The sequence below is a fragment of the Pseudomonas nitroreducens genome, assembly GCF_014204515.1.
Classification (GTDB): Bacteria; Pseudomonadota; Gammaproteobacteria; order Pseudomonadales; family Pseudomonadaceae; genus Pseudomonas; species Pseudomonas nitritireducens_A.
Map to the genome: position 1 here is coordinate 181,821 of NZ_JACHLI010000010.1, position 12,966 is coordinate 194,786.

At 67.4% G+C, this 12,966-nt stretch carries 10 protein-coding genes; all 10 read left to right on the plus strand.

Translation table 11 applies throughout. The features are described 5' to 3' along the window. Nucleotides 1-52: 52 nt before the first annotated feature. The 10 genes from HNP46_RS15010 (at nt 53) to HNP46_RS15055 (ending at nt 12,793) form a co-directional block, all read left to right on the plus strand. Nucleotides 53-2,089, plus strand: coding sequence for a pyridoxamine 5'-phosphate oxidase family protein (locus HNP46_RS15010; RefSeq protein WP_184590237.1), 2,037 nt, complete (start codon nt 53-55; stop codon nt 2,087-2,089). Between the two features lie 15 nt (nt 2,090-2,104). Further along, nucleotides 2,105-2,353, plus strand: coding sequence for a hypothetical protein (locus HNP46_RS15015; RefSeq protein WP_184590239.1), 249 nt, complete (start codon nt 2,105-2,107; stop codon nt 2,351-2,353). Between the two features lie 813 nt (nt 2,354-3,166). Beyond that, nucleotides 3,167-4,390, plus strand: a complete 1,224-nt coding sequence (locus HNP46_RS15020; RefSeq protein ID WP_184590241.1) for an SfnB family sulfur acquisition oxidoreductase — start codon at nt 3,167-3,169, stop codon at nt 4,388-4,390. A gap of 9 nt (nt 4,391-4,399) precedes the next feature. Further along, complete coding sequence (locus HNP46_RS15025) at nt 4,400-5,773, plus strand: LLM class flavin-dependent oxidoreductase (protein WP_184590243.1); 1,374 nt, start codon at nt 4,400-4,402, stop codon at nt 5,771-5,773. Beyond that, the gene (locus tag HNP46_RS15030) at nt 5,773-6,438 is read left to right on the plus strand and encodes a methionine ABC transporter permease (RefSeq protein WP_081516688.1); all 666 of its coding nucleotides are present in this window, start codon (nt 5,773-5,775) and stop codon (nt 6,436-6,438) included. The genes HNP46_RS15025 and HNP46_RS15030 overlap by 1 nt, the downstream gene beginning before the upstream one ends. A gap of 130 nt (nt 6,439-6,568) precedes the next feature. Beyond that, nucleotides 6,569-7,339, plus strand: a complete 771-nt coding sequence (locus HNP46_RS15035; protein ID WP_184590245.1) for a MetQ/NlpA family ABC transporter substrate-binding protein — start codon at nt 6,569-6,571, stop codon at nt 7,337-7,339. 234 nt (nt 7,340-7,573) lie between these two features. After that, nucleotides 7,574-8,809: an SfnB family sulfur acquisition oxidoreductase gene (locus HNP46_RS15040; protein ID WP_184590247.1), complete on the plus strand. Its 1,236-nt coding sequence runs from the start codon at nt 7,574-7,576 to the stop codon at nt 8,807-8,809. A 9-nt stretch (nt 8,810-8,818) separates the two neighbouring features. Beyond that, nucleotides 8,819-10,021: an SfnB family sulfur acquisition oxidoreductase gene (locus HNP46_RS15045; protein WP_184590249.1), complete on the plus strand. Its 1,203-nt coding sequence runs from the start codon at nt 8,819-8,821 to the stop codon at nt 10,019-10,021. 552 nt (nt 10,022-10,573) lie between these two features. Continuing rightward, nucleotides 10,574-11,971, plus strand: coding sequence for an LLM class flavin-dependent oxidoreductase (locus HNP46_RS15050; protein WP_184590251.1), 1,398 nt, complete (start codon nt 10,574-10,576; stop codon nt 11,969-11,971). 24 nt (nt 11,972-11,995) lie between these two features. Beyond that, entirely contained in the window at nt 11,996-12,793 is a 798-nt protein-coding gene (locus tag HNP46_RS15055) for a MetQ/NlpA family ABC transporter substrate-binding protein (protein ID WP_184590253.1), read from the plus strand. Nucleotides 12,794-12,966: the final 173 nt, after the last annotated feature.

The window sequence follows — 12,966 nt, forward strand, 5'->3', positions numbered from 1 at the left end:
AACCCGCGCTGCCGGGGCGACCCGGCAGCCACTTCGTCGCGAGGTGAGCGCCATGTTCCAGTTGCCCAAGCACCGTACCTCTCCCTGGCATGCCGGCGAGAAGGCGATCCAGGAACGCGTCGGCGTCGCCGAGCGCATGGAAGTCCACGGCCAGAAAGTCATCCGCGACTACATGCCCGACCAGCACCGCGAGTTCTATCACCAGCTGCCCTTCATAATCGCCGGCGCCGTGGACGACCAGGGCCGGCCCTGGGCAACGGTGCTCGAAGGCGCGGAGGGTTTCATCACCTCCCCCGAGCCGAAAAGCCTGCTGCTGGACAGCGTGCCCGATGGCCAGGACCCGGCCGCCAGCGGTCTGCAAGCCGGTCATGCCATCGGCCTGCTGGGCATCGAGCTGCACACCCGCCGGCGCAATCGCATGAACGGCGTCCTGCGCGAAGTCGATGGCGGCCTGCTGACCATCGCCGTCGAGCACTCCTTCGGCAACTGCCCGCAGTACATCCAGAAGCGCGACTGGAGCCGTGACGAGCAGCGCTACGGCCAGCGCGCCCCGCGCGAAGACTTCGTCGAGCTCAACGATGAACTGGCGGCGATCATTGGCAACGCCGACACCTTCTTCGTCGCCAGCTACGTGCAGCACGAGGATGGCGAGCGCTCGGTGGACGTCTCCCATCGCGGCGGCCGTCCGGGCTTCGTCAAGGTATCCGGCAATCGCCTGACCATCCCCGACTACGCCGGCAACCTGCACTTCAATACCCTCGGCAACCTGCAGGTGAACCCGCAGGCCGGGCTGCTGTTCGTCGACTTCACCAGCGGCGACGTGCTGCAGGTCCACGGCCGTACCGAGATTCTCTTCGACAGCCCGCAGCTCGCCGCCTTCGAAGGCGCCGAACGCCTGTGGACCCTGGACGTGCAGAGCGCCGTGCTGCGCCGCAGCGCCCTGGCGACCCGCTGGAGCTTCCGGGAATACTCGCCCAGCAGCCTGATGACCGGCACCTGGGCCGAGGCCGACGCCAAACTGCGCGAGCGCGAACAGCGCCAGCAGTGGCAGGACTGGCAAGTGCTGCGTGTGGAACAGGAAAGCGCGGACATCCGCTCCTTCTACCTGCAACCGCCGGCCGATACAGCCGTGAACTTTGCTGCGGGCCAGCACCTTCCCGTGCGCCTGAACGTTGGCGAGCAGGCGCTGATCCGCACCTACAGCCTCTCCAGCGCACCTTCCGATGGCGAGCTGCGCATCAGCGTCAAGGCCCAGGGTCCGGCGTCCCGTCACCTGCACGAACAGGTGCGGGTGGGCGACCGCCTGCAGGTCCGCGCGCCCATGGGCAGCTTTACCCTCAGGACCGATAGCGAACGCCCGGTCGTACTGATCGGCGCTGGCGTGGGCATCACCCCCATGCTGTCGATGCTGCGCGAACTGGTGGCCGGCCCGGTGCGACGCGTGCACCTGTTCCAGTCCGCACGCAGCCTGGACCAGCTGCCGTTCCAGCGCGAGATCGCCGAACTGCGCCAGCGCGCCCCGCAACTGCAGGTCCATCGTGCCCTCAGCCGCCCGGAAGCCGAAGCGCTGGCCGGCCGCGACTTCGAACAGGTCGGGCGCCTGGATATCGAGGCGATCAAGGCGCGCCTGCCGCTGGACGACTACGACTTCTATGTCTGCGGCCCCGGCGAGTTCACCCAGGCGATCTACGACGGCCTGCGCGGGCTGAATATCAGCGACTCGCGCATCCATGCCGAGACCTTCGGCCCTTCGACCCTCAAACGCCAGGGCGACAGCCAGGTGCCGGCGCTGGTGCAACCGCCCGCTGCCACCGACCCGGTGCCGGTGTACTTCTCCGGCTCCGCCAAGGAAGCCCGCTGGAAGCCGGAAAGCGGCACCCTGCTGGAACTGGCCGAAGCCCGCGGCCTGTCGCCCGACTTCAGCTGCCGCGGCGGCTCCTGCGGCACCTGCCGGACGAAGATCGTCAGCGGCCAGGTGCACTACCCCAACCCGCCGGCCGAGATGCCCGAAGCCGGCAGCGCACTGATCTGCTGCGCCATCCCGGCGCAGGACGACAGCGGCGTGCAGCCATTGATACTGGACCTCTAGGGAGGCGAATCGATCATGAACGCACTGACTGCATTCGAGCGTGGCAGCGAGCGCTTCCCGCACTGGAACGAAGAGCTCCTCGACACCTCCGAGCCGGGCTTCTGCGGCCCGAACGAGATGGAGGTGGGCTTCCTGCTGCCGCAGCTGATTGCCACACCGGGCTGCCCGTCACGCTCGCGCACCGTGGAGATCGGTACAGCACTCATGCGCTGGCTCAAGCGCGCGCCACAAACCACACCGCAGCATGAGGGAACACGAACGTAGGATGGGTGGAGCCTGCGATACCCATGCTGCTGAAGGTGCTCGGGAAGCGATGGGTATCGCTACGCTCCACGCCATCCTACGTTGGTGCTCTGCTGGTGATTTGCCTGTGGCAGGGAACCCTGATCGCGGAGCAACTTCTCTCCCGCAAGGCCAATCGCTGCTCCGGCCCGTAGGGCGCATAACCCGGAACGGGTTATCCGCCGATGCCAAAACGACGGATAACGCTGGCGCGTTATCCGCCCTGCGGAATGCTAGCAGTCCGATCTCGGTGTATCGCAATTGATGGGTATCGCTGCGCTCCACGCCATCCTGCGTTGGTGCTCTGCCGGTGGTTTCCACGTAGCTGGGAACCCTGATCGCGGAGAAGCTCTCCTCCCGCAAGGCCAATCGCTGCTCCAGCCCGTAGGGCGCATAACCCGGAACGGGTTATCCGCCGATGCCATAACGGCGGATAACGCTGACGCGTTATGCGCCCTACGCAATGCTCGCCGTCCGATCTCGGTGTATCGCAATTGATGGGTATCGCTGCGCTCCACGCCATCCTGCGTTGGTGCTCTGCCGGTGGTTTCCACGTAGCTGGGAACCCTGATCGCGGAGACGCGCCTCTTCCGCAAGGCCAATCGCTGCTCCAGCACTGTTGCTCCAGCAACACCCGCCCAACACTTTGCTGTTCGCCCAGCGCCGCAACTGTTGATCAAAACAATCAAACCATTGATTTATAAGTAATTTAATTTCCGGCACAGCTTGTGCAATGACCTGAACAGACAGACCCGAACGCCGGGTCGATTCATCTGCCGAGGTCGCTGTACTGCCATGTCCCAACTCCCCGAATCCGCCCACTACGACATTCGCGAGCCGCGCGCCCATGTCATCGGCTCCGACGCCGAAGCCATCGACGTCGCCCACAAGGTCGCTGCCTTCCTGCTCGAAGGCGCCGCCGAACGCGACCGCCACCGCGAAGTCCCGCCCGAGGTGGTCGAGGTCTATTCCAACAGCGGCCTGTGGGGCATCACCGTGCCCCGCGAATTCGGTGGCGCACAGGTGTCCTACGCCACCCTCGCCGAGGTCATCGCCATCGTCTCCGCCGCCGACCCGTCGCTGGGGCAGATTCCGCAGAACCACTACTGCCTGCTGGAAGACATCCGCCTGCAGGGGACCGAAGAGCAGAAGCGCTTCTTCTTCGACCTCGCGCTCAAGGGCAACCGCTTCGCCAACGCGCTGTCGGAGACCGGCGGCAAGAACGTCCAGGACATCCAGACCCGCCTGCGCCATGACGGCGACAGCGTGCTCATCGGCGGCCGCAAGGGCTACTGCACCGGCTCGCTGTACGCCCACTGGATCGGCGTGCTCGGCCTCGACGAGCAGAACAACGCCCAGCTCGCCTTCGTCCCGCGCGGTACGCCGGGCCTGGTGATCGTCGACGACTGGGCCAGCATCGGCCAGCGCACCACCTCCAGCGGCACCGTACTGGTGGAAGGCCTGCGCGTAGCGGCGTTCAACGTCTTCCCCACCCACCGCTCCTACGACGTGCCGACCCTGGCCGGCCCGTTCGCCCAGCTCACCACCGCCGCCATCGACGCCGGCATCGCCCGCGCCGCGCTGCGCGACACCATCGCCTTCGTCCGCGAACAGGCGCGCCCGTGGATCGACGCCGGCGTGGAGAAGGCCAGCGAAGACCCGCTGACCATCATCCAGGTCGGTGAACTGGGCATCCGCATCGAAGCCGCCGACGCCCTGCTGGAACGCGCCGGCAAGGTGCTGGACGCCGCGCGCCCAGCGCCGGACGAGGACAACGTGGCCCGCGCCTCGGTCGCCGTGGCCAAGGCCAAGGTGCTGACCACCGAGGTCGCCATCGATGCCAGCAACAAGCTGTTCGAACTCGGCGGCACCCGCTCCACCCTCGCCCGCCACGGTTTCGACCGCCACTGGCGCAACGCCCGCGTGCACACCCTGCACGACCCGGTGCGCTGGAAGTACCACCTGGTCGGCAACTGGCTGCTCAACGACCAGCGCCCGCCGCGCCACGACTGGAACTGAGGCTGAACCATGAGCAAGCAGATCCGCCTGAACGCCTTCGCCATGAACTGCGTCGGCCACCTCTCGCCCGGCCTCTGGCGCCACCCGCGCGACCAGCAGGCCGCGCGCTACACCGACATCCACTACTGGATCGAGCTGGCGAAAACCCTCGAACGCGGCAAGATCGACGGCCTGTTCCTCGCCGACGTGCTGGGCGTCTATGACGTCTACCACGGCAACGCCGATGCTGCGCTACGTGCCGGCGCGCAGGTGCCGGCCAACGACCCGCTGCAGATCGTCCCGGCCATGGCCGCGGCCACCGAACACCTGGGTTTCGGCATCACCGCCTCGGTGTCCTTCGAGCACCCGTTCCCCTTCGCCCGGCGCATTTCCACGCTGGACCACCTGACCCGTGGCCGCGCCGGCTGGAACATCGTCACCTCCTACCTCAACAGCGGTGCGCGCAACCTGGGGCTGAAGCAGCAGCTCAACCACCAGCAGCGCTACGCCCTGGCCGAGGAATACCTGGAGGTCTGCTACAAGCTCTGGGAAGCCAGCTGGGACGATGATGCGGTGGTCGCCGACCGCGCCAGCGGCGTCTACGCCGACCCGCGCAAGGTGCACCCGATCGAACACAAGGGTGAGCACTTCGAGGTACCCGGCTTCCACCTCAGCCAGCCGTCGCCGCAGCGTACGCCGGTGCTCTACCAGGCCGGTGCGTCGAGCCGCGGCAAGGCCTTTGCCGCCGGTAACGCCGAGTGTGTATTCGTCGCCGCGCCGACCAAGAACATCCTCCGCGACCAGGTGGCCGACCTGCGCCGTCTCGCCGTGGAAGCCGGCCGCCAGGCCAGCGACGTGCTGGTGCTGAACCAGCTCACCGTGATCGTCGCACCGACCGATGCAGAAGCCTTGGCCAAGCTGGAAGACTATCGCCGCTACAGCGACCGCGAAGGCGCCCTGGCACTGGTCTCCGGCTGGACCGGCATCGACTTCGGCCAGTACGCGCCGGATCAGGTGTTGCGCCACGTACAGAGCGACGCCATCCAGTCCGCGGTGGACGCCTTCAGCGCTGCCGACCCGCAGCGCCAGTGGACCGCCGCCGAGATCGCCGACTACTGCGCCCTGGGTGGCGACGGCCCGTTGCTGGTGGGCTCGCCGCAGACCGTGGCGGACCAGTTGCACGCCTGGGTCGAGGACACCGACGTCGACGGCTTCAACCTCTCCAGCCTGGTGGCGCCGGAAACCTTCGTCGACATCGTCGACCTGCTGGTGCCCGAGTTGCAGGCGCGCGGCCTGTTCAAGCGCGAGTACGAACAGGGCACCCTGCGCCACAAGCTGTTCGGCCAGGGCGACCGCCTCGGCACCTCACACCGCGCCGCGAAGCTGCGCCGAGGCCAGCAGTGATGGACGGCTGGTTCCGCAACCTCGACTGGCACGACCTCGCCCAGGCCTGCCTGGACACTCTCGCCATGCTCGGCGGCGCGCTGGCCTTCACCGTGCTGCTGGGCCTGCCGCTGGGCGTACTGCTGTACCTCACCGGCAAGCGCCAGCTGCATGCCAGGCCCGGCCTGTACCGCGCGCTCTCGGTGGTGGTGAACATGTTGCGCTCGCTGCCCTTCATCATCCTGCTGATCGTGCTGATCCCGGTCACCACGCTGATCACCGGCACCTCGCTGGGCGTCGCCGGCGCCATTCCGCCACTGGTGGTGGGCTGTACGCCGTTCTTCGCGCGGCTGGTGGAAACCGCCCTGCGCGAGGTCGACCGCGGCCTGGTGGAAGCCACCCAGGCGATGGGCGCCAGCACCTGGCAGATCATCTGGCACACCCTGCTGCCGGAGGCGCGCACCGGGCTGATAGCCGCCGTGACCGTCACCGCCATCGTGCTGGTGGACTACACCGCGATGTCCGGCGTGATCGGCGGCGGCGGCCTCGGCGACCTGGCCATCCGCTTCGGTTACCAGCGCTTCCAGACCGACGTGATGATCATCACCGTCGCCCTGCTGATCCTGCTGGTGCAGGCCCTGCAGATGAGCGGCGACCGCCTCGTGGTGCGCTACACCCGACGCTGAATTCCCCGCCCACTCCCCGTCCGGGAGCGGCACTTGCGATCCACCCGCCGGCAGCCGGGCCCCGCTGCCATCAAGGCCTCACGTCCACACCACGACGGCCCACCCACCAATGCCCCAAGGAGCAACACCCATGAAAAAGGCCATCGCCATTCTGGCGGCCGTCGTCGCCTTCTCCGCCCACGCGGGGGAGAAACTCGTTGTTGGCGCCACCCCGGTACCGCACGCGGAAATTCTCGAGTTCGTCAAACCGGTACTGGCCAAGGAAGGCGTCGACCTGGACATCAAGGTCTTCACCGACTTCATCCAGCCCAACCTGCAGCTCGCGCAGAAGAACCTCGACGCCAACTACTACCAGTACCGCCCCTTCCTCGATGACTTCAACAAGACCCGCCACACCGACCTGGTGCCGGTGGTGGGCATCCACATCGAGCCGTTCGGCGCCTACTCGACCAAATACAAGTCCCTTGCCGACATCCCCGATGGCGCCAGCGTGGCGATCCCCAACGACCCGGTGAACACCGGCCGCGCCCTGGTGCTGCTGGCCGAGAGCGGCCTGATCAAGCTCAAGGACCCGAGCAACCCGCAGTCCACCGAGCGCGACATCACCGACAACCCCAAGCACCTGAAGATCCGTGAGCTGGAGGGCGCCCTGCTGGCCCGCGCGGTGAAGCAGGTGGACCTGGCGTTCATCTTCGCCAACTACGCACTGGAAGCCGGCATCGACACCAAGAGCGCGCTGATCGTGGAGAAAGGCAAGGACCTCTATGCCGAGTTCCTCGTCGCCCGCCCGGACAACATCCAGGACCCGGGCATCCAGAAGCTGGCCAAGGCGCTGAATTCGCCGGAAGTCCGCCAGTTCATCCTGACCCGCTACAAGGGCGAGATTGCCCCGGCTTTCTGATGCGAGTTCTGGCGCGCGCGGGGAAGCCCTCTCCCCCCGCCCTCTCCCTGAAGGGAGAGGGGGCTATCCGAGCCGCCTGATATCCCTGAGAACACCTGCAATTGCACCACGCGCCTGACCGGCTGAATCCAAGCTGGCAACGCACTCCGAACGGCCCTCTCCCTTCGGAGCGGGGCGCGCAGCCAGGGTTGGCGAGAGGGAGCCTCCCGAACAGCGATAACAACAGGAATCCGCATGACCAACGAATCCGCACCCAAGGACCTTCGTGACCAGGCGCCCCGGCAACTCCCGGCGCGCCGCATCGACAATGACGTCCAGGCCATCGACGCCGCCCACGAAGTGGCCCGCCTGGCAAAACCCGGCGCCGCCGCCCGCGATCGCGAGCGCGCGCTGCCCTGGCGCGAGCTGGAGCACTTCACCGCCCTCGGCCTGGGCGGCATCAGCATTCCCCGCGAATACGGCGGCGCGCAGGTGTCCTACGCCACCGTGGCCGAGGTGTTCCGCGTGATCTGCGCCGCCGACCCGGCGCTGGGGCAGATTCCGCAGAACCAGTTCGGCCTGCTCAACGTCATCGACAACGTCGCCAGCGACGCGCAGAAGCGCGTGCTGTTCGGTGGCGTGCTCAATGGCCGGCGTATCGGCAATGCCGGCCCCGAACGCAATACCCGCAATACCCTGGAGCTCAAGGCCCGGCTGCTGCGCGACGGCGAACACTTCCGCGTCAGCGGCGAGAAGTTCTACTCCACCGGCGCGCTGTTCGCCCACTGGGTCGCGGTGAAGGCCATCGACGAGGAAGGCCGCGCCGTGATGGGCTTCGTCGAGCGTGGCGTGGACGGCCTGCGCATCGTCGACGACTGGTCCGGCTTCGGCCAGCGCACCACTGCCAGCGGCACCGTGCTGCTGGATAACGCACCGGTCGCCGGCTCGCTGGTGATCCATAACGGCCGCCTGGCCGACGTTCCGAGCATCCAGGGCGCCGTGTCGCAACTGATCCAGGCCGCCATCGATGCCGGCATCGCGGCCAACGCCCTGGAAGACGCCGGCGACTTCATCCGCACGCGCACCCGTCCCTTCATCGATGCGAACGTCGAGAACGCCAGCGAAGAGCCCTTCACCATCGCCGAGATCGGCCGCCTGCAAGTCGAACTGCATGCCGCCGAAGCGCTGCTGGAGCGCGCCGGCCATGTGCTCGACGAGGTCAGCGCACGGCCCATCGACGACGAGTCCGCCGCCCGCGCCTCCATCGCCGTGGCCGAGGCCAAAGTGCTGACCACCGAGATCAGCCTGGCCGCCAGCGAAAAGCTCTTCGAGCTGGCCGGCAGCCGCGCCACCCTGGCCGAATTCAACCTCGACCGCCACTGGCGCAACGCCCGCGTGCACACCCTGCACGACCCGGTGCGCTGGAAGGTCCAGGCAGTCGGCGCCTACCACCTCAACGGCGCCCGTCCGGCGCGTCATTCCTGGATCTGAGGAGCGCCGATGAACAGCCTCGTAACCCCTGATCTGGTCCATATCATCCGCAGCGACGACGAAGCCCTGGAGGTCGCCCGCGCCCTGGCCGCCGACTTCCGCGAAGACGCCATCGCCCGCGACCGCGAGCGGCGTCTGCCGTGGGACGAACTGGAGCGCTTCAGCCGCTCCGGCCTGTGGGGCATCACCGTGCCGCGCGAGCATGGCGGCGCGGGGGTTTCCCGCGTCACCGTAGCCCGCGCGATCGCCATCATCTCCGCCGCCGACGGCTCGCTGGGGCAGATTCCGCAGAACCATTTCTACGCCGTCGAACTGCTGCGGGTGAACGGCAACGAAGAGCAGAAAGCCCGCCTGTTCGCCGAGGTGCTGGCCGGCGTGCGCTTCGGCAATGCGCTGGCGGAAATCGGCACGCGCACCGCCCACGAGCGCACCACCCGCCTCAAGCGCGAGGACGGTCAACTGCGCATTCACGGCCGCAAGTTCTACTGCACCGGCGCGCTCTACGCGCAGCGCATTCCCACCCTGGTGATCGATGACGACGGCATCCAGCAGTTCGCCTTCATCGCCGGCGATGCCGCGGGCGTGGAGGTGATCGACGACTGGTCCGGCTTCGGCCAGCGCACCACCGGCAGCGGCAGCGTGACCTTCGCTGGCGCACCGGTGAGCGATGACGACATCGTGCCGTTCCAGAGTGCCTTCGAGCGCCCGACCACGGTCGGCCCCTTCGCGCAGATTCTCCACGCCGCCATCGACGTCGGCATCGCCCGTGGCGCCTACGAGGACACGCTGCTGTTCCTGCGCGAGAAGGCGCGGCCGTGGATCGATGCCGGCGTCGAAAAGGCCAGTGACGACCCACTGGCGATCAACGAAATCGGCCGCCTGGCGATCCGCCTGCACGCCGCCGAGGCACTGCTGGACCGCGCCGGCCGTGTGCTCGATGCCGCCACCGCCGAGCCGACCGCCGAGAGCGTCGCGGCCGCCTCCATTGCCGTGGCCGAAGCGCGGGCGATCACCACCGAGGTCTCGCTGCTGGCCGGCTCCAAGCTGATCGAACTGGGCGGCAGCCGCGCCAGCCTCGCCGAGCTGGGCCTGGACCGCCACTGGCGCAACGCCCGCGTGCACACCCTGCACGACCCGGCGCGCTGGAAGTACTTCGCGGTGGGCAACTACACCCTCAACGGCCAGCTACCGCCGCGGCGGGGGACGATCTGATGCTCCGTGCCAGTCCTCGCCAAGAGCCCCTCACCCTAGCCCTCTTCCAAACGGAGAGGGGACCGTTTGGTGCAGGGGGAAACCAAGGTACCAGCCGGCACAATCTGCCCCCTCTCCCTCTGAGCGGGGCGCGTAGCCAGGGTTGGGGTGAGGGCCAAGCATTGGCACCGACCTTCCCAAGCAATGCAGGGCGCATAACGCCCAAGGCGTGTTCCCCTACTACCTCAACGACCAGTCGCCACCGCGCCCGAGGGGCGATCTGATGTTCTGCGCCGCACTTCGCCAAGAGCCCCTCACCCTAGCCCTCTCCCAAAGGGAGAGGGGACCGTTCGGTGCAGGGGGAAACCAAAGTATCAGCCGGCACAATCTGCCCCCTCTCCCCCTGGGAGAGGGCTGGGGTGAGGGGAAGGTTTTGGCACCGTCATATCCGACCCGTGTAGGGCGGATAACGCCTCTGGCGTTATCCGCCATCGCGCCGGCCACTCGGGCTATCGCCGACCAGCTCCGCGCCTGCAAAGGCCGCCCGCAGCAGGCTGCCAACAAGGATTTCCCATGAGCCAGAAGCAGATCCTCCTCAACGCCTTCAGCATGAATTGCGTCGGCCACATCAACCACGGCCTGTGGACCCATCCGCGCGACCGCTCCAGCGACTTCAACAAGCTCAGCCATTGGACCGACCTCGCCCGCCTGCTGGAAAAGGGCCTGTTCGATGGCCTGTTCCTGGCCGATATCCTCGGCGTCTACGACGTGTACCAGAACGGCATCGAACTCACCGCCAAGGAGGCCATCCAGCTGCCGGTGAACGACCCGCTGATGCTGGTCTCGGCCATGGCTGGCGCAACCGAGCACCTGGGCTTCGGCGTCACCGCCAACCTCACCTACGAGGCGCCCTACCCGTTCGCCCGGCGGCTCTCCACGCTGGATCACCTGAGCGACGGGCGCATCGGCTGGAACATCGTCACCGGCTACCTGGAAAGCACCGCCCGCGCCATGGGCCAGGAGCGACAGATCGACCACGACCGCCGCTACGACCGCGCCGACGAATACCTGGAAGTGCTCTACAAGCTCTGGGAAGGCAGCTGGGAAGACGATGCCGTGCTCGCCGACCGCCAGCGACGCCTCTACGCGCAGCCGGGCAAGGTGCACAAGGTGCGCCACCACGGCGAGTTCTTCGATGTCGAGGGTTACCACCTCAGCCAACCGTCGCCGCAGCGCACGCCGCTGCTGTTCCAGGCCGGTGCGTCGAATCGCGGGCTGGCCTTCGCTGCGCGCCATGCCGAGTGCGTCTTCGTCTCCGCGCAGACCCGCGAAGCCACCCGCACACTGGTGGACCGCATCCGCCAGGCGGCGGTCGATGCCGGCCGCCGCCCGGACGACATCAAGGTGTTCATGGGCATCAACGTCATCGTCGCACCGACCGAGGCCGAGGCCCGCGACAAGCTCGCCGAGTACCGCCGCTTCGCCAGCGCCGAGGCCGGTCTTGCGCACTTCGCCAGCACCACCGGCATCGACTTCTCGCGCTACGCGCTGGACGAGCCGATCCGCTACGAGAAGACCAACGCCATCGAGTCCGCCACCAAGGCCCTCACCGTCGCTCGCACCGACGCCACCGTGCGCCAGCTGCTGGAGCAACTCGCCCTCGGCGGGCGCTACACCACGCTGGTGGGCGACCCGCTGCAGGTGGCCGACCAACTGCTGGGCTGGATCAACGAGGCGGGCCTGGACGGCTTCAACCTCACCCGCACGGTGGAGCCGGAAAGCTACGCCGACTTCATCGACCTGGTGGTGCCCGAACTGCAGAACCGCGGCGCCTACAAGACCGCCTACGCGGACGGCACCCTGCGGGAAAAACTCTTCGGCGCCGGCCGCGCCCGCCTGCCTGCCCGGCATGTCGGCGCGAGCTTCCGCCAGGCAACCGCCACTGGAGCGACTCCAGCTTTCTCTCTCTAAGAAACTCTAAAAGGATTCGTTGCCATGCATGCACGCTTGAAGCTTTCCCTCGGTCTGTCCCTGAGCCTGCTCGCCGCCGGCCTCGCCCAGGCCGCCGACACACTGCGCCTGGGCCCCACCGCCGCCTTCGCACCGCCGCTGGAAGTGGCGGTGAAGGAAGCCGCCCAACAGGGCCTGACGGTCGAGTTGGTGGAGTTCACCGACTGGAACGCGCCGAACATCACCCTCGACCACGGCGACATCGACGCCAACTACTTCCAGCACACGCCCTTCCTGGAAAACGCCAACCGCGAAGGCGGCCTGCACCTGAAGGCCTTCGCGCCGGGGATCATCAACAACGTCGGCCTGTACTCGACCAAATACAAGGCCATCGCCGACCTGCCCGAGGGCGCCAAGGTCGCCATCGCCAACGACCCGATCAATGGCGGCCGCGGCCTGCAGCTGCTGCAGAAGGCCGGGCTGCTCAAGCTCAAGGATGGCGTGGGCTACAAGGCGACGCTGGATGACATCGTGGCCAACCCGAAGCACCTCCAGATCATCGAGCTGGAAGCCGTGCAACTGGTGCGCGCGCTGGACGATGTCGACCTCGCCCAGGGCTACCCGCACTACATCCGCCTGGCCGGCACCCTCGATCCGAACAGCGCGCTGCTGTTCGACGGCATCGAGAACAAGGAGTACGTCATCCAGTTCGTCACCCGCGATGACTACAAGGACCCGGACGGCAAGCTGAAGCAGTTCGTCGACCTCTACCAGCACTCGCCGCAGGTCCGCGCCGCGCTGGACAAGGCCCACGGCTCGCTCTACCAGCCGGGCTGGCAATAACCGCGCCGGCATCCACCGCGTGGGCATGCCCCCTCCTACAAAAGCCGTCGTGCCGCGCCGGAGTCCGGGGCGAATGCCGATCTCTGCCCCCACACCGAACCAGTCCCCTCTCCCTTCAGGGAGAGGGCCAGGGAGAGGGAAAAACGCCCACTCCGATCTACCGAACAGGCCCC